This window comes from uncultured Microbacterium sp. (assembly GCF_964244775.1).
GTDB lineage: Bacteria > Actinomycetota > Actinomycetes > Actinomycetales > Microbacteriaceae > Microbacterium.
On record NZ_CAXTJR010000004.1, the window covers coordinates 121,414 to 145,647 of the forward strand.

17 protein-coding genes and 1 tRNA gene are annotated in these 24,234 nt (G+C 66.9%); 12 read left to right on the top strand and 6 right to left on the bottom strand.

The features are described from left to right. Nucleotides 1-170 precede the first annotated feature (170 nt). Entirely contained in the window at nucleotides 171-3,218 is a 3,048-nt protein-coding gene (locus ACFE6Z_RS09195) for a hypothetical protein (protein WP_375385435.1), read from the bottom strand. 136 nt (nucleotides 3,219-3,354) lie between these two features. Between ACFE6Z_RS09195 and ACFE6Z_RS09200 the strand changes: the two genes are divergently transcribed. Further along, a complete protein-coding gene (locus tag ACFE6Z_RS09200; RefSeq protein ID WP_375385436.1) occupies nucleotides 3,355-3,765 on the top strand; it encodes a hypothetical protein in 411 nt (136 codons plus the stop codon). 66 nt (nucleotides 3,766-3,831) lie between these two features. Here ACFE6Z_RS09200 and ACFE6Z_RS09205 read toward each other — a convergent pair whose 3' ends face one another. The 3 genes from ACFE6Z_RS09205 to ACFE6Z_RS09215 all read right to left on the bottom strand — a co-directional run bounded on the left by ACFE6Z_RS09205 (nucleotide 3,832) and on the right by ACFE6Z_RS09215 (nucleotide 10,697). Continuing rightward, entirely contained in the window at nucleotides 3,832-6,933 is a 3,102-nt protein-coding gene (locus ACFE6Z_RS09205) for a S8 family serine peptidase (RefSeq protein WP_375385437.1), read from the bottom strand. Between the two features lie 180 nt (nucleotides 6,934-7,113). Then, nucleotides 7,114-8,532 (bottom strand): mechanosensitive ion channel domain-containing protein, encoded by a 1,419-nt coding sequence (locus ACFE6Z_RS09210; RefSeq protein WP_375385438.1) that lies wholly within the window; start codon nucleotides 8,530-8,532, stop codon nucleotides 7,114-7,116. A 2-nt stretch (nucleotides 8,533-8,534) separates the two neighbouring features. Further along, entirely contained in the window at nucleotides 8,535-10,697 is a 2,163-nt protein-coding gene (locus tag ACFE6Z_RS09215) for an adenylate/guanylate cyclase domain-containing protein (protein WP_375385439.1), read from the bottom strand. Between the two features lie 175 nt (nucleotides 10,698-10,872). On the opposite strand from ACFE6Z_RS09215, the gene ACFE6Z_RS09220 reads away from it, so the two are divergent. Continuing rightward, nucleotides 10,873-10,948: transfer RNA gene (locus ACFE6Z_RS09220), tRNA-Met, on the top strand. Between the two features lie 35 nt (nucleotides 10,949-10,983). Here the strand turns inward: ACFE6Z_RS09220 and ppsA are convergent. Both ppsA and ACFE6Z_RS09230 read right to left on the bottom strand, forming a co-directional pair. Then, entirely contained in the window at nucleotides 10,984-13,374 is a 2,391-nt protein-coding gene (gene ppsA, locus ACFE6Z_RS09225; RefSeq protein WP_375385440.1) for a phosphoenolpyruvate synthase, read from the bottom strand. A gap of 49 nt (nucleotides 13,375-13,423) precedes the next feature. Then, nucleotides 13,424-14,278, bottom strand: a complete 855-nt coding sequence (locus tag ACFE6Z_RS09230) for a pyruvate, water dikinase regulatory protein (protein ID WP_375385441.1) — start codon at nucleotides 14,276-14,278, stop codon at nucleotides 13,424-13,426. 205 nt (nucleotides 14,279-14,483) lie between these two features. On the opposite strand from ACFE6Z_RS09230, the gene ACFE6Z_RS09235 reads away from it, so the two are divergent. The 10 genes from ACFE6Z_RS09235 to ACFE6Z_RS09280 all read left to right on the top strand — a co-directional run bounded on the left by ACFE6Z_RS09235 (nucleotide 14,484) and on the right by ACFE6Z_RS09280 (nucleotide 24,206). After that, nucleotides 14,484-15,059, top strand: a complete 576-nt coding sequence (locus ACFE6Z_RS09235) for a TetR/AcrR family transcriptional regulator (RefSeq protein WP_375385442.1) — start codon at nucleotides 14,484-14,486, stop codon at nucleotides 15,057-15,059. Further along, nucleotides 15,056-16,174 carry a glycosyltransferase gene (locus ACFE6Z_RS09240; protein ID WP_375385443.1) on the top strand — a complete coding sequence of 373 codons (1,119 nt, stop codon included), beginning with the start codon at nucleotides 15,056-15,058 and terminating at the stop codon, nucleotides 16,172-16,174. Before ACFE6Z_RS09235 ends, ACFE6Z_RS09240 begins: the two co-directional genes overlap by 4 nt. 468 nt (nucleotides 16,175-16,642) lie before the next feature. Beyond that, on the top strand, nucleotides 16,643-17,305 hold the full coding sequence (locus tag ACFE6Z_RS09245) for a hypothetical protein (RefSeq protein WP_375385444.1): 663 nt from the start codon (nucleotides 16,643-16,645) through the stop codon (nucleotides 17,303-17,305). Between the two features lie 124 nt (nucleotides 17,306-17,429). After that, complete coding sequence (locus ACFE6Z_RS09250) at nucleotides 17,430-18,797, top strand: hypothetical protein (protein WP_375385445.1); 1,368 nt, start codon at nucleotides 17,430-17,432, stop codon at nucleotides 18,795-18,797. 295 nt (nucleotides 18,798-19,092) lie between these two features. Then, on the top strand, nucleotides 19,093-19,368 hold the full coding sequence (locus ACFE6Z_RS09255) for a hypothetical protein (RefSeq protein ID WP_375385446.1): 276 nt from the start codon (nucleotides 19,093-19,095) through the stop codon (nucleotides 19,366-19,368). Nucleotides 19,369-19,371: 3 nt separating this feature from the next. Continuing rightward, complete coding sequence (locus ACFE6Z_RS09260) at nucleotides 19,372-19,602, top strand: hypothetical protein (RefSeq protein WP_375385447.1); 231 nt, start codon at nucleotides 19,372-19,374, stop codon at nucleotides 19,600-19,602. A gap of 596 nt (nucleotides 19,603-20,198) precedes the next feature. Continuing rightward, nucleotides 20,199-21,338, top strand: a complete 1,140-nt coding sequence (locus ACFE6Z_RS09265) for an ABC transporter substrate-binding protein (RefSeq protein ID WP_375385448.1) — start codon at nucleotides 20,199-20,201, stop codon at nucleotides 21,336-21,338. 53 nt (nucleotides 21,339-21,391) lie between these two features. Continuing rightward, nucleotides 21,392-22,294, top strand: a complete 903-nt coding sequence (locus ACFE6Z_RS09270) for an ABC transporter permease (protein ID WP_375385449.1) — start codon at nucleotides 21,392-21,394, stop codon at nucleotides 22,292-22,294. Next, nucleotides 22,282-23,091 carry an ABC transporter permease gene (locus tag ACFE6Z_RS09275; protein ID WP_375385450.1) on the top strand — a complete coding sequence of 270 codons (810 nt, stop codon included), beginning with the start codon at nucleotides 22,282-22,284 and terminating at the stop codon, nucleotides 23,089-23,091. The genes ACFE6Z_RS09270 and ACFE6Z_RS09275 overlap by 13 nt, the downstream gene beginning before the upstream one ends. Beyond that, on the top strand, nucleotides 23,088-24,206 hold the full coding sequence (locus ACFE6Z_RS09280) for an ABC transporter ATP-binding protein (protein ID WP_375385451.1): 1,119 nt from the start codon (nucleotides 23,088-23,090) through the stop codon (nucleotides 24,204-24,206). The genes ACFE6Z_RS09275 and ACFE6Z_RS09280 overlap by 4 nt, the downstream gene beginning before the upstream one ends. Nucleotides 24,207-24,234 lie beyond the last annotated feature (28 nt).

Consider the following 24,234-nt stretch of genomic DNA (forward strand, 5'->3'; position numbering starts at 1 on the left):
CGATCGGAGTCGAGGGTGCATTCCGAAGATCGAGGGTGCATTGCGGGCGTTCAGGGTGCATTGCGCGGGGCGTGGAGCGAGGTGCGACGCGAGAGTGCACGACGGACGATCGGGCGCAAAGACATCGTCTCGACCCGTGGCACTTCGCCGGGCGCGAGCGCCCCGCCGATCTACGCCCGCTGAGCCACCGGGCGCGCGGCGCGGGAGCGCCACGGGACGGCGAGCAGGATGCCGATCACGAGCAGGATCGCGCCGAACGCCGCGGCCCACCACGCAGTGTCGGCCGGGATATCGAGGTACACCGTGATGCCGAGGATGCGTGCGAGCCCCCAGGGCAGCAGCCCGAGCTGATCGTTCCACGCGGTCAGCGCCGTCTCGAGTCCGATCGCCGCGACGATCGCCGAGGGCACCGCGAGCGCCGCCCCGACCGCGGCCAGCACGATCCCGGTCGCGCGACGCGCGCCGACCTGGCTCGCGAGCGCCCAGCCGGCCGCGACGAACACCCAGACGAACAGGGCGAACGCGATCGAGATGTAGATCGTGCGGCGCACCGGGTCGGTCCAGAACGCGAACCAGTACCCACCGGGACCCGACAGCGACAGGGCCGCGAGCGCCACGATGCACCGCAGCATGATCACGCCACCGACCGCCGTGATCACGGGCCAGGGCGATCGCCTGCCGAGGAGCAGCCGCACCACGGCGAGGAACACGAGCCACGCCCCGAGCGTCACGGCGAGCTGGACCGGCGCGAGCAACGACGTCTGCACCGCGCGCGTCGCGACCAACAGCAGCCCGGGAACCGTGAGGAGCAGCCAACGGTCGAGCGGCAGCATCCCGAGAGTCGATTCCCGTGCGCGCCACGGACGCAACGACGAGATCCACGTCGCCCTCGCGGCGGCCGCACCCGGACGCCCGACGAGCCGGGTGCGGGCGGCGAGCATGCCGATCACGACCCACGCCAGCGCGAGCAGCAGGAGGACCCGCGCCATCCACGCCATCGCCAGATCGCGGTCGGCGCGCTGTACGCCCAGCTCGGCGGCCGCGAGGTTCCACGAGGGGTAGAAGACGTCGCCTTCGTAGCGCGCGACGTGCGCCGCGGCGAGGGCCTCGAAGGCATCGCGATCCGACGACCACGCGGTGTACGCGTCAGCGGAGAGGGTGTCGTGCCACTCCGCCTGGTGCAGCACCATCGCGCGGTAGGCCGACAGCATCCGCAAGACGTCGACCTGGTAGTCCATCGTGCCCACGAACTCGTCGTGAATCGCCGTGCCGTGCCAGGTCGCCGCATCGGTCGACCCGATGAGTGCGCGCATCTGCTCGGCATCCGTCACCGCCTGCCGGCCCCCGGCGATCGCGGCATCGATGTCTCCGCCGGTCGCGTCGCGTGCGATTGCGTAGATGACATCCAGCGCGGCGGAGTCGCCGGTGAGGATGTCCCACTCGAAGATCCACATCATCGGAGGCGGCTCGAGACCGATCGCGAACACCTTCTGCTCGGCGTACGGCTGGATGTAGAGCCCCTGCTCGACCGCGCTCCGCGACAGCGCCATGGCGTCGGCGATCGCGGTGACGGTGGCCGGGTCGTCCGAGAACCAGCGCCGCGCCCAGTCGACCGTGATCTCGCCGACGTCGGCGCCGGGATCGCGGGCGAGGGATGCGGCGAGCTGCGTGTCGAGTTCGTACAGCTGCCAGAACCCCGACTTCAGATACAGCGACATGGGTCCTGCGCGCCAGGGTCCGCCGTCCTGCGTCCAGTTCCAGATGCCTTCGATCTTGGGATTCGCGGCCAGCAGCTTCTGGATCGCCCACTGGTACTGCGGCCCGAGGTCGTTGGGGAACGAGCCGAACGCCTCGAACTCGCGGCGCGCCTGGAATTCGATGATCCGCCGCTGCGAGCCCTGTTCGAGGGTGTCGTTCAGCGGCACCCAGCTGTAGAAGTCGCCGAGGGTGTACTTCGTCGAGACGATGAGTGCAGGCGAATCGATGCCCGCAAGCACGGCCTCGTACGAGACGGGGTTCGTGTGCATGTCACCGACCGCGCCGACTCCGACGCTCCAGCTGCGGAAGATCACTTCATGCTGGGATGCCTCGGCCTGCGCGGTGAGGGTCTGCAGCATCGTCCGCACGGCGTCGACGCTGGTGACCGCCAGCGCCGAGTAGTAGTCCCAGCCCGGAACGTCGTACACGCGGCCGGCCTCGCCGATGCGGATGAGCACGCCCGACAGCGCCGGCTCGGCCGCGTAGAGCTCGTCCAGGCCGGCGGCGTACACGTCCCAGAGCCCGGAATTCTCAGTGTCGAGCGATCCGAATCGGCGCTCGAGGTACTGCTGCAGCGGAGTCGTGAGGGTGAGCATGTCGGTGCGGAGGTACACCTTCATGCCGAGGTCTGCCGCGTGGGCCCAGAAGGGTCCGAACGCGTCGCGCAGGGCGAGCGCTTTGGCGGCGTGATCGTCGCCCTCGCCGTAGACGGGGCCTTCGGGCGCGTCCGCGAAGGTGAGGTATTCCACGAGTCCGGGGAAGGCCACCGCGTTGTAGCCGTTCGCGAGCGAATGCCGCAGGAACACGTCGAAGTCGGCGTAGGCCGCGGCGAGCGCGGTCTGATCGATGTAGGGCGCGTCGGGCAGGAGTACATCCGCGAACGCCTTCGACGCGTGGGAATAGTCGGTCCCCGGCGCCCATTGGGCGGGGTCCGGCGTGACGCCGACCGCGCCGAGATCCACCATCCGGAACGGCAGGCGCGAGGTGACCTGCTCCCCCAGGTGCTCAGCCACCGAGTGGCCGCCTCTGATCGCCGCGGCCAGATCGTAGATGCCGCGCACGGCGCCGGTCTGGCTGGCTGCCTCCACGCGCAGCGCGGCAGGCGCCCCGGTGAGCCGGTACGTGTCGTCTGCCTCGTCGCCGCCCCCGGCCACGACGGTGAGGGTCGCTTCACCGACACGAACGGGGGCGGCGGCCACAGCATCCGCCAACTCTTCCATCGCGACGTCGACGCGCTGCGTGTCGGGAGCATCCACCGTCGTGAACACCGGCGGCGGGACGACGGCCGACACGGCGGGCACAACGGGCGGGGCGGAATCCATCTGCGCGGCGGGTGCGGAGCGGATGCCGAGCGCATCGCCGACGACGGCTCCGATGCCCGCGCCCAGCGCGAGCAGGACGATGACGGTGACGATCGCTTTGACGCCGGCGAGGATCCCCCGCCGTGTTGCCTTCGTCATGCGACAACGCTAGTGGAGGCGCTGAGGTCTCGCGATTCGCGGGGGGTGCGTCTCCGGCTCGGCCAGCCAGACTCTCGACGCGCTCGGACAACGCGCAGGTGTGCGGGCTATCGTGTAGGCGATCCGAGGAGCCGACATGAACCGAACCGCGATGGCGCTCGCCGGCGCCGTACTGCTCCTGTCGCTGACCGCATGCACAGGAGGAACGATGGCCGATCCGCCCGCCTCGTCGAGCACGCGTCCCCCGTTCCAGACCACGACGCCCGGCCCGATCCCCACCGCCACCGGCGCTCCGGCGGAGCTGCCCACGGCGAAGTGGAGCGCGATCGTCGCCGATCTGGCCGCCCGAGGCGTCACCGGTTCACCGCCGCAGATCGTCTCGGCGACGGCGAACACGTGGCAGAACGGCGCATTGGGGTGCCCGCAGCCCGGACAGAGCTATACGCAGGCGCTGATCGACGGCATGCAGGTGATCATCTCGGTCGACGGCACGAACTACGACTACCGCTTCGGGGCGGATGACACCCCCGTGCTCTGCGAACGCTGAGCCTGCCGGAAACGCCGCGTGGCGTCCCCCCGCAGGAGAACGCCACGCGCGATCGCGGTCAGTCGGTCACTTCGCCTTGATCAGGATGGCTTCGCCCGGTCCTGACGCGTTGTCCAGCACCACGCTCATCACGCCGAGCGGGTGCTGCGCGGCGAATGCGGCGGCGTTTATCGCGACATCCACGTTCACCGAGCCGTTGCGCGGCACCTCAACGAACTGACCGTTCGAGAGCGCAGGCGACCAGGGGTTGTAGACCGCCGGGCCCGCCATGCTGTCCGACCCGCCGTCGACCACGCCGAAGCTCTCGACGGAGTAGCTGAACGTGCCGGCGTCGGCGGTCAGGCCGAGGTCGCTCGCGTTCACCGGCAGGATGATCGTGCTGCTGTCGGTCGGGGCCGTGGCGAGGTAGCCCGCCGCGAGCGTGGCGCCGGTGGCGTGATCGAAGGCGAACACTTCGCTCACCCCGTCCGCCGTCCCGGTCCGGACCGCACCGCTGTCGGCGGAGAACACCGTCCAGTCGGTCGTGCCGTCGCCGTTCGTGTCGACGTTCACGTCGTACTCGTTCGAGGCCGCGTTCGACCAGCGCTTGTGCGTATTGACCGCGAAAGCGAGGAGCTTGCCGTCGGGCGCGTCGAAGGACTGGACTCCTGCGGCACGCAGGTCATAGCCCGAGTCGGTGAGCGTCTTGGGCACGTCCTTGTCATCGCTCAGGCCCCAGGTGTAGAAGTCGGCCGCCCCCGCGAGCGCGCCGAGGGGGTTGCGCAGCGTGACCTTCTTCGTCTGGTCTTTCACCGTCGCGTTCGGCCGGAACCACGGGCCTGTGCTCGACGCGGTCACGCGGCTGGTCGACCGCGGCACGAGCAGGTACGGCACGCGGAGGGTCGAGTCCGCCGACGACAGCACGACATCGCCGGAGAACTCGTAGAACGCGAACTGGTCGGTGGTGCTCAGCGACGAGCCGATCTTGCTCGCGGCTGCGCCGAGGGCGACGATGATCGTTCCCTTGCCACCCGCAGGCACCGTGATCGAATTGCGACTCAGGAAGACCTTCGCCTCGGCGGACTGGGGCGTCGGCGCCGATGAGACCTTGTAGGTGACCGCGTGATCCCCCTTGTTCTGCACCGTGATCGTCTTCACCCCCGCGAAGCCGAGAGCGGATTCCTGGAAGCCGAAGCTCAGGGCCGACTCGCGGAGCCATCCACTGTCGGTGCGGAACGCGTCGCCGGTGGCGGTCACCTGGGTGGACACCGCCTGGGCGGCGTCGACCAGGCCCAGACCGCCGAGCGTCGGATCGACGTTCGCGATCCCCTCCGGGTCGGCGGTCGAGACGATCGCGGCCGAGACCTGTGCGGCCTTCCAGCCCGGGTGGGCCTGCACCGTCAGTGCGGCGACACCGGCGACGTGCGGAGCCGCCATCGACGTGCCCGAGAGCACCTCGCTGCCGGCGCCGGTTCCTACCGCGGTCGAACGGATCGAGACGCCTGGGGCCGCGACATCCGGCGAGATCGCGCTGTCGCCACTGCGCGGTCCGCTCGAGGTGAAGCTCGCGTAGCCGCGGAAGCCGGGGTTCTGGATCTCCTTCGGGGTGATCGTGAGCGACTGGCCGGCGGCGGCCGTCAGCGCCACCCCGGTCGAGCTCGTGACGCCGAGGAACGGAATCGTGACCGTGTACGGCGTGCCGTCGTCGGGGTTCGAGGTGATCGCCCCTTCGAACGGGGGCAGGCTGTCGACGTTGTTGGCCATGATCACGGCCGCCGCTCCCGCCTGCTGGCCGAAGATCGCCTTGGCCGCGCGCGCACACGTCCCGCGGTCGGCGACCGCCACCTGGTTCTGCCCCGGCACGATGCCCGCTGCGGTGAACGCCGCTGCGGAGCATCCGAGCGCATTCGGACCCGTGAGCCGCACGATCGTGAGCGGAGGGATGCTGGAGAGGTCGGCGCCGTTCGCGTTGATCGCGTCGGCCGTGGTGCCGGCGAACGAGATGCTCGCGCCGGGGAACTCGGCCGTGCTGTCCATTGCGGCGACCGAGATCACGCCGTCACCGGATGCCGGTGACCCGGTGATGTATGGGCTCGAACCTGCGTTGCCCGACGAGGCGACGACGACCACGCCTGCGCCGATCGCGTTGGCGGCAGCGACGGCGTCGGGGGTGTTGCCGCGGCCGAAGTCGGAGCCGAGCGACATGTTGATGACGTCCATGCCGTTCGCAACGGCCCAGTCGATCGCGGGCACGACGACGTTGGTCGAGCCCGTGCAGCCGAAGACGCGGATCGCGTAGAGGTCTGCCTGCGGCGCGACGCCGGGGCCGATGTCGAAGCTGTGTGAGGGCGTCGATGCGTCGTAAGGACCCGTGTAGGACGTGCCGCCCGCGGAGACGCCACCGCCTGCAGCCGTGCCGGCAACGTGGCTGCCGTGGCCTTCGCAGTCGAGCGGATTCGGGTCGGGCTGCGGCGTATTGGTGCCGATGTAGTCGTCGCCGACGAGGTCGGTCCCGCCCTTGACGCGGGGCGCCGTCGGCCCGAAGAGCGCAGGGTCGGCGGGCTGGGTCGATACGGCCTTGGCTGCGTCGAACGCGGCGACGGTGCCGGGGCCGGAGAAGTTCGCGTGCGTGTAGTCGATGCCGGTGTCGATGATGCCGACCTTGACGTTCTGGCCCGTGTAGCCGGTGTTCTGCCACACCTGCGGCACCCCGAGGAACGGCACGGAGGTGGCGTTCTCGATCGTGTGGTTCGCGGCGGCGTGTACCGCGACGACGTTCGGCTGGCTCGCCACGGCATCGACCTTGTCGGCGGGGAGGGATGCCTGGATGCCGTTGTAGGCCGACTGCATCGTCGCCTCGACAGTGCCGCCCTCATTCGTGATCGTCTCGGCCACCGGCGCCTGCGCCTGCGCGAGATCGTCCTTGATGGACGCCTTCTCGTCGTCACTGAGGTCGCGGCCCTGCTGCGCCTCCACGACGGCTACGGGGTCGCCCGCCATCTCGACGACGACACTGACGGTGCCGTCCGGATCGACGCTCAGCGGGGTGGTGGCCGGGTAGACCTGACCGCGCGAGGGGGCGGCTTCGAAGCGGGACGAGGGGTCGGCATCCGGCGCGGCGGCGAACGCCGCCGAAGCCGGGATCATGAGCGCCACCGCGCTCACGACGGCAAGAAGACGACGATACACAGCTACCTCTTTCGGGGGATGTGACAGCACCGCTCCGGGGGAGGTGTGGCGACGCCCGTCGGGGCGACGCTAAAAGAACTTTCATCGATCGTCAATAGGGTTGCATAGGAGCTTCCCAGCGCCTGCAAACGGAATTGCCAGCAATGCGCCAAATTGCGCAGACGCGACGGGATGCTGCGCTCAGCCCCGCAGAGTCGCCCGCACGATCCCGGCTTCCGCGAGCGCCTGTGCGGCGAGCTTGCGCTTGAGCTCGATCGACTCGCCGATCTCGGCGGCCAGCCGCGGTCGAGAGCGGACGAGCTGGTCGACCGTAGCGAGCGGGACGGCGAGCACGGTGAGGACCTCGGCGGCCACCGCGGTGGTCAGCGTGCGCTCGCGCGTGAGCGCCGTCTGGCCGATGTAGTCGCCGGGCTCAGCGGTCGCGAACTCGATCCTGCCGCCGCCGGCCTCGACGGCCAGTCGCACATGGCCCTGCACGATGAAGCGGATCTCGCTGGGGATGACGCCGGTGGGCATGACGATCTCGCCCGCACCGTAACGCTCGAGATGCGAGCTCGCGAGCACCATGGCGCGATCGGCCTCGCCCAGGTGGAGCGTCGGACCGACAGCATCCAGCGCCTCTTCTAGCCGGCCCGGCTCGGCGATCGGGTCGGTCGAATCCCCGTCGAGGGCCAGGCCCCTGCGACGCGCCGCGTACCAGAGCCATGCCAGGTACAGGCTCAACGCCCGCTGCAGCTCGGAGGGCCCGGCGATCGGCAGCGTCACGGTGTACGCGCCCGAACCGCCGTATTCGGCCGAGGCCCGCTCGCCGGGGATGCGCATGGGGAGCGAATCGGCGACCTCGACGAGCAGCGTGATCACCTCGTGCGGCGGGTCATCGGTGGTGAACTTCACCGCCGTCTCGGCGTAGAACGGGCCGGTGGGCTGACTCATATTCGTGAACGAGGCGGCGGACAGCGTCGAGTTGGGCACGATCTGGATGCCGGAGCCGGTGTCGATGTGGCACGCGCGCCAGTTCACCTCGACGACGCGGCCTTTCACGCTCCCGACCTCGAGCCAATCGCCGATCTTGAATGGCTGCTCGAAGAGCAGCAGGAGCCCCGAGATCACGCCGCCGACCGCGTTCTGCAGCGCGAGACCGATCACGATGGATGTCACGCCGAGCGCCGTGATGAGGCCCCCGACATCGGCATCCCACACCCACGAGAACAGCAATGCGAGGCCGACCACCACCAGGACGAGTCGGGCGATCTCGACGAAGATCGACGGGATCCGATCCCGCCACGACCCCGCCTTGGCATTGGCGAACAGCGCGACGTTGAACGCCGACAGGATGAGCAGGATGACGAGGAACCCGAGGATCGTCGCCACGACACGCGTCCAGACCATGTCGGCCGGTGACTGCAGAGCGAACACGAGGAGAGCGAAGAGGGCTCCGACCGGCACGACCCAGTTGCGCAGCAGCTTGACCGGACCGGCGGCGGGGTTGCCGCGGCGGGTGAGTGCTCCGAGGATCTCGGTGAGGACGACCAGCAGCACCGGTACCCCGATGCCGATGATGATCGCCCAGGTGACCCAGGTGTCCGACAGACCTGACATGGCTAAGCCACCCTCCACACCGTCTGCGTCTTGCCCTGCAACTCGACCGTGCCCGCCTCCGTGAAGACGGTGGAGTCCTGCAGCCGCTCGCGCACCGAATCGCTGACGTAGATGCCGGGCTCACCGGTCACGCTGCGCACCCGGTAGGCGAGGCTGACAGCATCCCCCCACAGGTCGTACGCGAGACTCGTCCGAGCCACCAGGCCGCTAGTCACCGTGCCGGTGTCGACTCCTGCCCGCAGATCGATCTCGGCGTTGTGCTGTGCGTTGAAGCGTTCGACGACGGCGCGCATCTCTTTTGCGAAGTCGACCGCGCGCCGCACATTGTCGACGCGCGGGATGATCAGGCCGGATGAGGCGAGATACCCGCCGCGCAGGGCGCGCACCTTTTCGACGCCCGCCCTGGTCGCCGCTTCGTCGAACCCGCGCATGAGGGTGTTCAGCTGCACCGTCTCCTGCTCGCCGGTCAGGTCACGCGAGTGCTCGTCGAACCCGACGAGCTCGGCGAAGACCACCGAAACGTTGTCATGCTCCTCCGAGATCGTCTCCTCGCCGCTGCGGTAGCGGTCGGCGACCGTCTCGGGCATGAGGGTGTGCATGAGCTTCTCGTTCTCGATCTGCTGCTCGTCGATGAGGTCCTGTTTGATGCGCAGGCTCGACGCCATGTCGTTGAACGCCAGACCGAGGTCGCCGATCTCGTCGCGCGACCCGCTCGGCACCTGCACGGCCAGATCTCCGCCCGCGACGCGGCGCACAGCATCCACGAGCTTCTTGATCGGGCGGGTGAACACCTGGGCGAGCAGGAGCGAGAGCAGGCTCACCGCAAGCACGATCGCCAGCAGCGAAAGCAGCAGCGTGCGGGTGAAGTCCGCGACCGGCTCAAAGGCCTCCGCCGTATCGATGCGGGCGACCGCCACCCAATTCAAGCCGTCGATGTCGACCGGACTGTACGCGGTGATGTTCTCGTCGCCGAGATAGCCGGTGGATATCGAGGTGCCCGTCTCGCCCTTCAACGCGTTCTCGACCGAGACCGTGTTGATCGGTTGCAGCAGCACGGTGCCGTTGACCTGGACGACCCGCGCGGCCACGTCAGGCGGTGTGCCGTTCGCAACGGCGCGCTTCTCGTAGTCCTCCGGGTCTTCGACGAGGGTCCTGGAAATGCTGCGCATCAGATGATCGGGTCCGACGAGGTACACCTCACCTGTGTCTCCGAGTCCCTGCTCTTTCCATCGCTCGCCGCCGGTCATCACGGCATTGATCTTCGCGATCGGAATCTGTGCGGCGAGCACCCCGGTGATGGTCGTGTCATTTCCGACCGGAGACAGCACCCACAGTGCGGGAGCGTTGAGCGACGGGATGTAGCGCTCGAAATCGGTCGTGACGACGGTCGAGGTGCTGTTGGTCGCGATCGCCTCGCGATACGCGTCCGCCAGCGCCGAGTCGCGGAACGGCCCGTCGTTGAGGTTCGTCCCGAGGTCGATGCCCTTGTAGGCGGAAAAGACGACATCCCCCTGCAGATTGAGCAGCAGGAGGTCGTCGTACCCGACCTGGCCGACGAGTCGCGTCAGATAGTCGCCGTACTGCCCCGTCGCCTGGGAGTAGGGGGTGCCGTCGTTGCCGTCGTTGACGGTCAGCGCCTGATCGAAATCCGTGACCTGCGTCGTGAAGTGGTACTGCGCCCACTTGCCGGCGTTCGACGAGGGGATGAAGGCGGTCGGGCTGTAGGTGTTGCCCGTCCGCGCTTCGAGCTCGGGGTTGAACTTGTCGGAGTAATAGGAGTCGAGCTTCGCCTGCTCCTCAGCGGTCAGCTGGCGACTCTGCAGATCGTCCCACCCGGCGTTGATCGCCTTGGATGCGGTCTGCGCGCTGAGATTGCGCGAGTCCAGGGCGACACCGTCCTGAATGCCCTTCATCACCGACTCGAGTTCGCCGACGCGCAGCTCGCGGATGGTGGTGAGCTGATCGATCGCTGACGCCTGCAGCGATTCGCGGCCGTTGACGTAGCCGATCACGCCGACGATCACCGACGAGATGAGGCTCACCGAGAGCAGCATGATCAGCAGCTTCGATTGGATGCTCAGCCCCCCGCGACGTCGCTTCTTCGGCGCTTTCGCCGACGGGCTTTCTGCCCGCGGCACCTCCGTCGTCGTCTGAATGACGCTCATCAATGCAACCCCCCGCGTTCATGGTCTCGCGCGTCACTCTAGCCACACCCGTCGCACGGTGGGTAGCGCGGGCGTGACGAATCGACGCCGACGACGCGCGTCACACCCCGTCGTGCGGTGAAATGCGCCGAAACAGCGGTGCGGAATGTATCGCCGCGGGCTACCGTCAAACCATCGCGGCGATCCGGGCGGTCCCGGGCTCCGGTTCATACCCGGGAGCGTTGCGGGTTCGACTCCCGCCGTCGCGTCCATTCCATCAGCGAAGGGCTCAGGCGCCGCGAGCCGTCTACGCGGATACGGGCTCAGTAGTTCGCCGGGCGAGCCGCAGCCAGGTCTCCACGACGGTGTCAGGGTTGAGCGACATGGATTCGATGCCTTGCTCGACAAGCCATTCGGCGAGGTCGGGGTGGTCGCTGGGGCCCTGGCCGCAGATGCCGATGTACTTGCCCGCACGCCGCGCGGCGTCGATCGCCATCGACAGCATCTTCAATACGGCCGGGTCGCGTTCGTCGAAGGTCGCGGCGACCAGGCCGGAGTCACGGTCGAGGCCGAGGGTGAGCTGGGTCATGTCGTTGGAGCCGATCGAGAATCCGTCGAAGTATTCGAGGAACTCGTCGGCGAGCACGGCGTTGGAGGGCAGTTCGCACATCATGATGACGCGCAGTCCGTTCTCGCCGCGGCGCAGGCCGTTCTCGGCAAGGAGCTCGATGACTGCGTGCGCCTCACCTACCGTGCGGACGAAGGGCACCATGATCTCGACGTTCGTGAGCCCCATCTCGTCGCGCACGAACTTCAGCGCCTCGCATTCCATGTCGAAGCACTCCCGGAAGTCCTTCGAGATGTATCGCGAGGCGCCCCGGTAGCCGATCATGGGGTTCTCCTCGTGCGGCTCGTACAGCTTGCCGCCGATGAGGTTCGCGTACTCGTTCGACTTGAAGTCCGACAGGCGCACGATCACCTTCTCCGGCGCGAACGCTGCACCGAGCATCGACACGCCCTCTGCCACCCGCTGCACGAAGTAGTCGCGGGGCGAGGGGTACGCGGCGATCCGCTCGGCGATCTCGGCCTTCAGCACCGGCTCGAGAGTGTCGAAGTCGAGCAGCGCACGCGGGTGGATGCCGATCTGCCGGTTGATCACGAACTCGAGGCGCGCGAGCCCGACGCCCTTGTTCGGAAGCTTCGAGAACGCGAACGCCTGGTCGGGCGTGCCGACGTTGAGCATGATCTTCGTCGGCGACTCGGGCATCTCGTCGAGCTTCGTAATCACCTCGTCGAATCGGAGGATGCCCTCGTAGACGAACCCGTTATCGCCTTCCGCACACGACACGGTGACATCGCGGCCGTTCGCGAGGATGCTGGTCGCGTCGCCGGTGCCGACCACGGCGGGAATACCGAGCTCGCGCGCGATGATCGCGGCATGACAGGTGCGGCCGCCCCGGTTGGTGACGATGGCCGATGCGAGTTTCATGATCGGCTCCCAATCGGGATCCGTCATGTCCGCGACGAGGACGTCGCCCTGGCGGAACTGACCCATCTGCGCGAGGGAGCTCATCACCCTCACCGGCCCCGCCCCGATCTTCTGACCGATCGCCCGCCCTATCGTTATCGCCGTACCCAGCTCCTCCAGCACGAACCGGCGCGTGACGTTGCCGTCCGCACGTGAGACAACCGTCTCAGGCCGAGCCTGGAGGATGTACAGCTTCCCGTCGACGCCGTCCTTACCCCACTCGATGTCCATCGGGCGGCCGTAGTGGTCCTCGATGACGAGGGCCTGGCGGCCGAGCTCTTCGACCTCGGCGTCGGTGATGCTGAACTGCGCCCGATCGGAGAGCGCCACGTCGGTGAACACCGTGCTCCCCCCGACATAGCGGCCGCTGGCGTACACCATCTTGACGGCCTTCTCGCCGACCGACCGCTTCACGATCGCGGGGCGTCCCTGACGGAGGGCGGGCTTGTACACGTAGAACTCGTCCGGATTCACTGCACCCTGCACGACGGCTTCGCCGAGACCGTAGGAGCTGGTGATGAAGACCGCCCGGTCGAAACCCGACTCGGTGTCGACCGTGAAGAGGACGCCGGAGGCTCCGACATCCGATCGCACCATCCGCTGAACGCCTGCGGACAGCGCGACGTCGTGGTGATCGAACCCGTGATGCACGCGGTAGGCGATCGCCCGGTCGTTGTACAGCGAGGCGAAGACGCTGCGGATCGCCGAGAGGACGTTCTCGATCCCGCTGATGTTCAGGAACGTCTCCTGCTGGCCGGCGAACGACGCGTCGGGGAGGTCTTCCGCCGTCGCGCTCGACCGCACCGCCCACGACACCCATTCGGGTTGCGGGTCGCTGGCCACCATCGACGCGTAGGCGGCGCGGATGTCGGACTCGAACGACGCCGGCAGAGGCTGCTGCTCGATCCATTCGCGCACGTTGGCCCCGACGCGGGCGAGCTCCGCGACGTCGGTCACGTCGAGCGCCTCGACAGTCGCGCGGATCCGGGCGTAGAGACCGTTCGCCGCGAGGAACTCGCGGTACGCATCGGCAGTGGTGGCGAAGCCGCCGGGAACGCTCACCCCGGCATCCGACAGATTGCTCACCATCTCGCCGAGCGAAGCGTTCTTGCCGCCGACCTGGGCGACATCGGCCATGCCGATCTCCGTGAACCAGAGGATGTTCGTCATGTGGGTCTCCTGAAGGGTGAGTGCGTCGTGGGCGGTACGGATCGGGGGTTCAACTGCGCAGTCGCATGGACTGCATGATCACGGCCGACATCTCTTCCACGGATTTCGTGGAGGAGTTGAGGAACGGCACGCGGTTCCGGCGGTACAGGTCTTCTGCCCGCCGGAGTTCGAGGGTGCATTGCGCGAGGCTGGAGTAGGTCGAGTTCGGGCGTCGCTCGTGCCGCACCTGGCTGAGGCGCAGGGGGGTGGTCGTGAGCCCGAAGCACTTGTCGACGTAACCCGCGACCGTGCGGGGCAGCCCGTCGGAGGGGAAGTCGTCGTCGGTGAGCGGATAGTTCGCCACCAGCAGTCCGTACTGGAGCGCGAGGTACATCGTCGTCGGCGTCTTGCCGCACCGCGATGGCGCGACGATGATCACGTCCGCGATGTCGAGCGCCCGCATGCTCTGCCCGTCGTCGTGCTCGATCGCGTACTCGACCGCCCGCATCCGCGCGAAGTACCGCTCGATGTCGCCCACGCCGTGGTACTGACCCAGCTGCTCGGATGCGGTACTGCCCAGCGCCGCCTCGAGTTCGCGGAGATGACCGCCGAGCAGGTCGATCACCACGGCGCCCGAGCTGGTCAACTCGCCGAGGATCTCGTCCGACTTGACGGTCGCGAACACGATCGGCTCGATGCCGTCGGCGGCCGCCGCCCGGATGTCGCCGACCACGTTGCGCGCACCGGCAACCGTGTCGACGAACGGGATCGTGTGACGCTGGAACACCACGCCGGGAAAGTTCGCGATCAAGGCGCTGCCAAGAGTCTCCGCCGTGATGCCGGTGCTGTCGGAGACGAAGTAGGCCGCGCGAGCGCCCGGCCGCAGGACCGGGACGATCTGGCTGGCGCGTGCGGATGCGGTCAAGTCAGCGGGCCCTTCCTGGTGCGAACGTGACTCCAGGCTAGGTTGAGGAATCCCGCTTCCTCGGACGGATCCAGTGGATAAGTTGCGTCGAATTTATCGATGAGCAAAGAAGGAGTATCGAGCACTCCCTTCCGTGCGCGAGCGACCTTGTTGCGATGACGAATTCAGGTTAGTTTCAATGGACATGAATTCTCGTAGGTATTCGATGACCAATCGGAACGTTTCCGCTGAGCAGACGCGGTCTGCGGTCTTGGGCGCGACCCTCGAGCTGTTGGGTGAGAAGTCCAGTCTCGAGATCGTCCTGGCGGATGTGAGCGATCGTTCCGGGGTGACGGTGAAGACCGTGCTTCGGCACTTCGGGAGCAGGGACGGTCTGTTCGATGCGGTGTCGGAGTTCGCCGAGAACGAGATCATCGAGGAGCGGGTGGCGCCGGTCGGTGATCTGGATGCCGCGATCTCGACGATCGTCGATCACTACGAGCATCGCGGTGATTGGGTGGTGCGCCTCCTCGGGCAGGAGCAGACGGATGCTCGGATCGCCCGTGCGGTGGGGCGTGCGCGCGACATCCATAGGGCGTGGGTGAAGACCGTCTTCGCGTCTGATCTTGCCGCGGCGGCCGAGAGCAGTGATGAGCGCGCCGACCTCCTCGTGGTCGCGACGGACGTCTATACGTGGAAGCTGCTGCGCCGCGACTTCGGCCGAAGTCGCGCGGTCACCGAGGCGTCGATGCGAGCGCTGGCGGCAGGGGTGCTCGCATCACATCAAGGGGGCGTGCTGTGAAAACTGTACTTTTCGTGACCTGGGATGGCGGGGGAAACGTGCCGCCGATCGTTCTGATGGCTCGCGAGGTCGTGCGGCGCGGAGACTCCGCGCGAGTGATCGGCCATCCGGCGCAACGGGCCGCGATCGAGGAGGCAGGCCTCGACTTCGAGGAATATCGGCAGGCGAAGCGCTGGTCCGTGCTCGCGCCGAAGGCCGGTCTGCGCGCCGATCTCGAATATGCCGCCGTCTTCTCCGACCGCGGCATGGGACGGGATGTCATCGACTCGCTCCGGCGCCGGCCGGCCGACCGGGTCGTCGTCGACGGTCTGCTGATCGGGGTGCTGGGGTCTCTCGACCGCGCCGACATCCCATACACGATTCTGATCCACACCCTGCGATCGGTGATGTTCGGGGCGCTGGTCAGCGGTCCCCTCGGGATGATCATGCGGCTCAGGGGCTTCCGGCCGCGTGAGCTCTATGCGGCCGCGGAAGCCGAGGTAGTTGCAACCGAAGCGAGCCTCGACCCGGGATCCGGCCGCTTGCCGTCATCCATCCGCTACACCGGTCCGATCCTTCCGCCCATCGTCGCTGCAGCTCACGCGTCCACCCCTCCGACAGTCCTCGTGAGCCTCAGCACCACGTTCGTCGCCGGGCAGGTCGATCTCCTTCAGCGAGTCATCGATACGCTCGCTCCCCTCGACGTCCAGGCGGTGGTCACCACAGGACCGGCGATCGACACGCTCGCACTGCGTGCGTCCGAGAACACCCTCGTCCACGCGTTCCTTCCGCATGCCGACGTCATGTCACGAGCCTCGCTGGTCGTCGGTCACGGGGGACATGCCACCACGATGCTGGCGCTGGCTCACGGCATCCCTCTGCTCATCATTCCCACCAATCCCTCTTTCGACCAGCCGGCGGTGGCACGGATGATCACGTCACACGGGCTCGGCCTCAACCTGCCGAAACGCGCGTCAGCGGCGCAGATTCATGCCGCGATCATCGAGTTGCTCAGCAACCCCGCGTACTCAGCTGCGGCCGCGCAGCTCGGCGCCCAGATGCGTTCACGGTCCAGCGTGCACGACGCCGTGGACATACTCACCAGCTCGCCCGGAGCCGAGCACGTTCTGCCCTGACGGGATCGGTCCACGCGACGGGTTTCCGCGTAATTAACCGGGGCATCCGCTGCTGATCTACCGCGTGGCGTCATGGATAACGCGATTCATGGTTCGATACCTGAAGCGCGCAGCAATCCTGCTGCCTCTGGGCGCGTTCTTGATCTTCCCTCCGCCAGGCGACCTGGGCGCGAAGTTCGCCGGAATCGTGGTGATCCTGCTTGCCCTGCTTATCGCGCAGCTCACCGAACTGGCAGTCGTGCTCCGAAACAGAAGTCGATCCGACGTCACATCAAGCCGGACTGGGGTGAAAGCGACTCCGGGAACGCGACGCCACCACCGTGGCCGTCAGCCATCTGATTCAGATGGAGCCGATAGCACTTGCAAGTGGTGCCCGCAATCGTTCACTGTTGAAGCGTCGAAACTGACCAGTTTCAAGCGTCGCCGACGAGTGTCCGGCTTCACCTCGGATTGACGGAGGATAACGTTGTGGGAACTGACGGGAACAAGCGCAGATTGCCCGCTCCCTGGATCACGCTGATTCTCGCCGCTGTATTGGCTACGGTTGCGCTCGTTGTCCGTGTGGTTTCGCAGTTGAGGGAGGCGGACGCGCCCAGCGAGGGCTTGCGCGCTGAGATGGTGGTGTTTTCACTTCTCATCGCCGTACTGCTCACGATCGTGATGGCCGGTGGAATTGTGGGCTACTTTCGCGCCCGAATGGTGGGTGGGGTGCGCCGTCTTCGCGCCAAATTTCCAGGTGCGGTCGTCACTGTCGTCGTCGTCTATCAGTCAGAGCGTCCAGCGCTGGAGTACCACGCTCTTCGCTTGGAAGAGGTGCCGCGACTCCCAGCGAACCTTGTTCTGGTCGTCGACGATGAACAGGTCACCATGTGGCTCGGCCGGAAACCTCGCCAGGTTGCTCAGTTCCACCCGCCATTGGTTTTCCGCGCGAGTGAGGTCGCCGGGCCAACGCGAACTGTGAGTGGCGCGAGCCTCGAGTACTCGGCGTACAAGGATCCCCGCAGAATCGCCTTCATCCCGATTCGTGAGATAGATGGCCTTGTGCCAAAGCAGTTCACCGCCGACGGGCTAACGAATCTCATCGAGACTCTGAATCACCGAGTCGGCACGTCGACACGACGATCGATCTGACTCGAAAGCCGCTCTGTTGACGATCACAAGCTAAACGTGGGCAACGCGCTGCAGTCTCAAATGCCAGGGGCGGAGCGAGGTTGCCGCTACCTTTCCGTTAGACCTCGCGAATGGCGGAATGGAAATGGCCGAAGAGAACCCGTGGAATGCTGCACGTCTGATTCCGACGTCAGGGATCAATGGTGCTGAGGAGCAGGAGCGGCGAGCAACGTCCGCGCTGCTCGCGGTGATGAGTTCGGTGAAGGAGTATGGGCGCGTCCTCACCGGCCGCATGGGTGCGCCGGCGGGGGTGCTCGAGACGTTCATCGAAGTGCCGTTTCTGCTCGGCGACAAGAAGGTCTTTCCGGATGGTCTGATCCGGGTCAGGCGGGGGAGCAAGGTGTGGACTGCGCTCGTAGAGGTGAAGACTGGCAGCAACGAACTACAGCGCGAACAGTTGGAGAACTATCTCGATGTCGCGCGAGGGCACCACTTCGATGCACTGCTGACGATCTCCAACGAGATCTCCCCGGCAGCGGGAGTCCATCCGACGGTCGTCGACAAGCGCAAGTTGAAGTACGTTCCGATGCACCATATGTCGTGGACGGAAGTCCTCACTGCGGCGGTCATGCAAAAGGAGTTTCGCGGCGTCGCGGACCCCGATCAGGCATGGATCCTGGGCGAACTCATTCGGTACCTTGAACACCCGAAGTCTGGCGCAGTCGAGTTCACGGACATGGGTCCCAGCTGGGTCCCGCTTCGCGAATCAGTCTCGAGCGGAACGCTTCGCAAAAGCGACAAGGATGCGGCGCAGGTCGCGGGCCGATTCGATGCGCTGCTTCGCTATGGCGCGCTCAAGCTGGGTCAGCGACTCGGCGCAGACGTCACTCAGGTCTTGTCGAAGGCTGAGGTGGCAGACCCAGCGTTGCGCATCGCGGCCGTGACGGAGATGTTGGTGAACGAGGGCAAGATGTCGGGCGCGATTCGCATTCCCAATGCGGTGTCGCCGCTTACCGTGACTGTCGATATCCGCGCGGCCCAGATAGCGTGCTCGTTCTCTACCGGCGCTCCCGCGGAGGGCCGGCCGACCACGAGGATTAACTGGCTTCTGCGTCAGTTGAAGGATGCACCTGAGACGCTTCGGGTCGAAGCATTCGCCACACGCCAGCGAGGAGGAACAGCAGAACTTCTGAAGACGGCGCGCGAGGATCCTGGCGTGCTTGTCGCCGACCCCACGAAGGAGATCAAGTCCTTCGCCGTCACGTACCTCGGGAAGATGGGTGGCGCGCGACTGGCGGGCAGGTCCGGCTTCATTGATTCAGTGATGGACGCGATCCTGGTTACCTACGACGTGGTGGGCCAGCGACTCAAGGATTGGTCCGCCGCCCCTCCCCGGCTGCGCAAGCCTGAAGACGTCGTGGTGGACGAGAAGGTGTCGGAGGACATCCCTTCGGCCGCGCTGTCCTCTCAGGACGACGAGCTCCCGCACTCGGTGGCCCCTGACGCGCAGTAGGAGCACCGATGCGACATGCGCCGAGTAGGGCCCGGCGCAAATCAGCCGGTGAAAGCGGGTCGCGTCGGCCCGCTCGCCCGCAAGCCGGTCCTCCGTCGGATGCAAGCGAGTCGCTCGGGCTACCCTCCGCGCAAGAGTGTGTGTGGCGTCGAGAAGTCTCGACCTTGTCGAGCTCAGAGCGTGTGCGTGAGCTTCGACGTGACTGCGGCACGCGCGGCTCTCGCGGACGCGAGGGCTCGCAGTGGCTAGCGGAGATGCTTGTAGTGTTTGGCGAAGGCTCAGGGATTGGTGGCGCGTGGAGACAGTCGATTCCTCGACGATCATCCCGAATGGGGTCGTTGGTGTCATCGTCATCGTGGTGGGCATTCTCATTGTCATCTACCGGCGACCTCTGACGACGCTCACCATGCGCAGCCAGAAAGCGATGCTGCCAAGAGGGATCAGTCGCATGATGCAACGCGCCCCGTATCCCGTCTTCGCGGTGGGCGCGGTAGGAGTATTGGCGATCGCCATGGGAGCGTTCGCTATTGCAAATGCAGTCACCGCGTTCAATCAGATCAGCGGCGGGTGAGGCATGTTCTGGGCCACCGCGCCATGGATCGGCGTTCTGTTCGTGATCACCGGCATCAGCATCCTGTTAGCCCGTAACCGTCTCACGCGCCTTCTCGTAAGACGACTCGGCTCCCTCAACGAGCCTGACGCGACAAGTGCGCGCACACAGATGACTTGGATGGTGCGCATCAACGGCTTGGTCGCTGTCGGCCTCGGGATGGCGGCGATCGTGCTGACCTTCACTCATTCGTAAGATCACCCCGCTCGACCTCCTGACCGGAGCAGCAATCCAGACCGCCGTGACCGGCCGTTCACCGGGTCTTCTCAGTGATGAGTGGATGAATCAAGCGACTTAAGGTAGCGGTCGGTCATTCGGGCCTGCACCAGTCGAGCTATCGGGCCGCCCAATCGGGCGCTCCTCCTGTGCCGTTGGTCGCCGCGCGCGTGCAGCTTGGCGCTGACATCGGTGTGGAGGATGCGCGTGCCGCCGGCAAGAAGCCTTCGTAGAGCGAGAGCACTCGGGCGGGTCGGGTCATCGTGGCGCCTCTCGGGAGGGGAGGGTCCTGGTGGCGGAGTGGGCCCCGCCCGGCGACGATGCCGAATCCCTCCGTGCTCGGGGATGGAACACCTCGAGCAAGTGAATGGGGGATGAGGGCATCGTGAACGACTGAGCTCGCGCACGCGTGAATCCCGTGCCGTCGGGGGGCTGGGCTTAGTCCCGACATCTTCTGCTCAGACACTGTTCACCCAACCGATACAGCGCGTTACTCGCTGCTCCTAACCTCCTCACATCCCGAACTTCCGACGTGCTTCAACGCGCATCGAAGGGTCACCCGAGAGGAACAGCACATGTCTCACAACCACCGTCCCGTCCGGCTTGCCGGAGCGGGCATCGCAATGTTCGCCACCGCGGCATTCATCCTGACAGGCTGCGCGAGCGGCGCAGCATCCACCCTTGCCGCGGGCACCGTCGACGCAGCGACAGCCACGAGCGTCTCCGACTTCGGCACCCTGGCCGACCTGGAGGCCGCTGCCAAGGCGGAAGGTGCGCTCAACGTCATCGCCCTCCCTCGCGACTGGGCGAACTACGGCGAGATCCTCGACCTGTTCGCCCAGAAGTACCCCGAGATCACGATCGACGAGCAGTCTCCCGATGTGTCGAGCGCCGAAGAGATCCAGGCCGCCAAGACGAACTCGGGGCTGGACACCGCCCCCGATGTCTTCGACATCGGTCTGACTGTCGCCCTGCAGAACACCGCGGTCTTCGCGCCGTACCAGGTCGCAACCTGGGCCGACATCCCGGATGTGCTCAAGGAGTCCACGGGCCTGTTCGTGGGCGACTACGGCGGATACATGTCGATCGGCTACGACTCGTCGAAGTTCGATGCCCCGGCGGCCCTCGACGACCTGCTCGATCCCGCGTACAAGTCGGCAGTCGCCATCAACGGCGACCCGACCCAGGCCGGCGCCGCGTTCGCCGCCGTGGGCCTGGCGACCGTGCAGAGCGACGGCACGCTGGATGACTTCCAGCCCGGCATCGACTTCTTCTCCGACCTGAACAAGGCGGGAAACATGCTCAAGGTCGACGTCACCACCGCGACCGTCGCCAGTGGCGAGACCCCCGTCGTGTTCGACTGGGATTACCTGAACGCGTCACACGCCACCGACAACAAGAACTGGAAGGTCGTCGTGCTTCCGGGAACCGGCTACGCGGGCTACTACAACCAGGCGATCAACAAGGAGGCCCCGCACCCGGCTGCCGCTCGCCTGTGGCAGGAGTTCCTCTTCAGCGACGAGGTGCAGAACCTCTGGCTCAAGGGTGGCGCCCGACCGGCGCGCATGGAGGCCATGACCACGGCCGGAACGATCGACGCCGCCCTGGCCGCCGCGCTCCCGAAGGTCCCTGCAGAGACCGTCGTGCCGACCGAGGCGCAGAGCAAGACCGCCGGCGACCTGCTCGGCCAAGAGTGGGCAGCGGCGATCCAGTGACATCGCCCGATCTCGTCGCGGGGTCCGCGTTGGACCGTGTGACAAGCCCCGCCGTGCCGGAACGCAGTGCCCCCACGGGCCAGCGCGCTCCGGCACGGCGCGGTGCCGTCCGTGTGGGATGGGCGTGGCTCGGCTTCGTCCCTTTCGCAGCGTATGTGGTCCTGTTCCTCGCGCTGCCGACGATCCTCGCGATCGGCTCCGGGCTGTTCGACGGCGATGGCACGTTCACGCTGGCGAACATCGTCGCCCTCGGTGACCCCGTTATCGTCACCACGTTCTGGAACTCCGCATGGTTGTCGCTCTTGACCGCGGTGCTCGGCGCAATCGTCGGCGCGGTCGTGTGCTACGCCCTGCTGGGGCTGCCCGAGATCGGGGCGATCCGCACCATGGTGGATGCCGCGGCCGGCGTCCTCGCACAGTTCGGCGGCGTCATGCTCGCGTTCGCCTTCATCGCGACCATCGGTCTGCAGGGGCTCGTGACCGTGTTCCTCCAGGACGCCTTCGGCATCGATATCTTCGCCAACGGGCCGTGGATCTACGAACTGCCGGGACTGATCCTCCCCTACATCTACTTCCAGGTGCCGCTCATGGTCATCACCTTCATGCCCGCGCTCTCCGCGCTCAAGCCGCAGTGGGCCGAGGCGAACCTGACTCTCGGCGGCACCGCCGGTGGATTCTGGCGACATGTCGGCATCCCCGTTCTCATGCCCTCCTTCCTCGCGAGCCTGCTCCTGCTGTTCGCGAACGCCTTCTCGTCGTATGCGACCGCCGCAGCCCTCGCGAGCCAGGGCTCGCAGATCGTGCCGCTGCAGATTCGCACCGCGCTGACGAGCGAGACTCTGCTCGGTCGTGAGAACCTGGCGGGCTCGCTCGCCTTCGGCATGATCGTCGTGGTCGCCCTGGTGATGTGGGCGTACTCGCTCATCCAGCGGCGCGCATCCCGGTGGCAGTCGTGAAGGGGCTCGCTCCCGGGCGCGTCACGCGCTGGGTCATCGGCATCGTCGTGGGCGTCCTGTTCGCGCTGCCTCTGGTCTCAACGCTCCTGTTCACACTGCAGGACCGCGACGGCGGCGGCTATTCGTTCGTGCACTGGGCGAGCCTGTTCGATCCGGCCGAGGCATCCGTCTACAAGCCGATCTGGACCGGGCTGGGCAACTCGCTGATCCTGGCCATCATCACGGTGCTCATCGTCCTGTTCCTGCTCGCGCCAACGATGCTCCTCGTGGCGCTGCGATTCCCGACCCTGCGCCGGCCGTTCGAGTTCCTGGTGCTCCTGCCGATCACGATTCCCGCGATCGTGTTGGTCGTCGGTCTCGCCCCGATCTACCAGCAGATCGGGCGCACCCTAGGCACGGGAGCCTGGACCCTCGCGTTCGCCTACGGCATCACGGTGCTGCCCTTCGCGTACCGCTCGATCCAGGCATCCATCGACGCGATCGACGTCCGCACGCTCTCGGAGGCCGCCCGCTCGCTCGGGTCCGGCTGGTTCACCGTCGTCGTCAAGGTGCTCGCACCGAACCTGCGACCTGGGCTGCTCGCGGCATCCCTCATCTCGGTCGCCGTCGTGCTCGGCGAATTCACGATCGCCTCGCTGCTCAATCGTCAGGTACTGCAGACCGCACTCGTCGTGGTGAACAAAGTGGATGCCTATGCCGCCGCCATGTTCACCCTGATGGCGCTCGCCTTCGCCTTCCTCCTGCTCCTCGTCATCGGACGGGCCGGTCGCGCCCCCTCCGGAAAGAAGTCGTCATGACCACTCCTCGTAGTCTTCCCCGCACCGCCGACAACCTTCTGCTCGCCGGGGCCGGTGACGGAACCCGCGTGGAATTCCGCCGCGTCGTCAAGGACTACGGCTCGCATCGCGTGCTGCACGGGGTGGACCTGGATGTCGCGCCGGGCGAGTTCGTCTCGCTCCTCGGCCCATCGGGGTGCGGCAAGACGACCGCTCTGCGGGTGCTCGCGGGCCTCGAGCAGGCGAACGAGGGCGCCGTGTATCTCGGCGGACGCGACGTCTCGCGAGTGCCGACGAACAAGCGCGACATCGGCATGGTCTTCCAGTCGTACTCGCTGTTCCCGCATCTGCGCGTGCTCGAGAATACGGCCTTCGGGCTGCGGCGCCGGGGCATCCGTCCGACCGAGGCGAAGCGGCGCGCAGGCGACGCCCTCGAACTCGTCGGGCTCGGGCATCTAGGCGACCGATTCGCGCACGAGCTGTCGGGCGGGCAGCAGCAGCGGGTGGCGCTGGCCCGCGCCCTCGTCACCGAGCCGCGGGTACTGCTCCTGGACGAGCCGCTCTCGGCCCTCGACGCGAAGGTCCGCGTGCAGCTGAGGGACGAGATCCGTCGCATCCAACTGCGACTCGGTATCACGACGGTGTTCGTAACCCATGACCAGGAAGAAGCGCTCGCAGTCTCGGATCGCATCGCCGTAATGAACGCGGGCACCATTCAGCAGATCGGAACGCCGGAGGATCTCTACCTGCGCCCGGCGACTCCCGACGTGGCCGCGTTCATCGGACTGTCCAGCCTCGTGCCGGGCGTCGTCAGCGGCGGAACCGCGACGGTGTGGGGACAGCGCCTGCCAGTGCAGGGATCGGCGGACGACGGAGCCGTGGAGGTGTTCCTGCGTCCCGAGAACCTCCGCTTCATCGAGCGTGGAGAACCCGGGATCGGAGCGAGCGTGCACGAGAGTACGTTCCTCGGCAGCTTCCGCCGGACCGTGGTGCGCACGGACGACGGGCATCTCGTGCGGCTCCAGCATCCCGCGACCGACCACGTGGCCTTCGGCGATCAGACGCGCATCGGAATCGTCCCCGCACCGGTCGCCGTGCGGCCCGCCGTTTCGGCGACCCACACCACCGTGACCTAATGAGGGCGGCCGCGTCGGCTGAGAGTCG

What these genes read in the sequence shown, in the direction of transcription:
- ACFE6Z_RS09280 (WP_375385451.1), top strand. Translation starts at nt 23,088, where the DNA reads ATGACCACTCCTCGTAGTCTTCCCCGCACCGCCGACAACCTTCTGCTC.
- ACFE6Z_RS09265 (WP_375385448.1), top strand. Translation starts at nt 20,199, where the DNA reads ATGTCTCACAACCACCGTCCCGTCCGGCTTGCCGGAGCGGGCATCGCA.
- ACFE6Z_RS09200 (WP_375385436.1), top strand. Translation starts at nt 3,355, where the DNA reads ATGAACCGAACCGCGATGGCGCTCGCCGGCGCCGTACTGCTCCTGTCG.
- ACFE6Z_RS09250 (WP_375385445.1), top strand. Translation starts at nt 17,430, where the DNA reads ATGGCCGAAGAGAACCCGTGGAATGCTGCACGTCTGATTCCGACGTCA.
- ACFE6Z_RS09235 (WP_375385442.1), top strand. Translation starts at nt 14,484, where the DNA reads ATGACCAATCGGAACGTTTCCGCTGAGCAGACGCGGTCTGCGGTCTTG.
- ACFE6Z_RS09215 (WP_375385439.1), bottom strand. Translation starts at nt 10,697, where the DNA reads ATGAGCGTCATTCAGACGACGACGGAGGTGCCGCGGGCAGAAAGCCCG.
- ACFE6Z_RS09210 (WP_375385438.1), bottom strand. Translation starts at nt 8,532, where the DNA reads ATGTCAGGTCTGTCGGACACCTGGGTCACCTGGGCGATCATCATCGGC.
- ppsA (WP_375385440.1), bottom strand. Translation starts at nt 13,374, where the DNA reads ATGACGAACATCCTCTGGTTCACGGAGATCGGCATGGCCGATGTCGCC.
- ACFE6Z_RS09260 (WP_375385447.1), top strand. Translation starts at nt 19,372, where the DNA reads ATGTTCTGGGCCACCGCGCCATGGATCGGCGTTCTGTTCGTGATCACC.
- ACFE6Z_RS09195 (WP_375385435.1), bottom strand. Translation starts at nt 3,218, where the DNA reads ATGACGAAGGCAACACGGCGGGGGATCCTCGCCGGCGTCAAAGCGATC.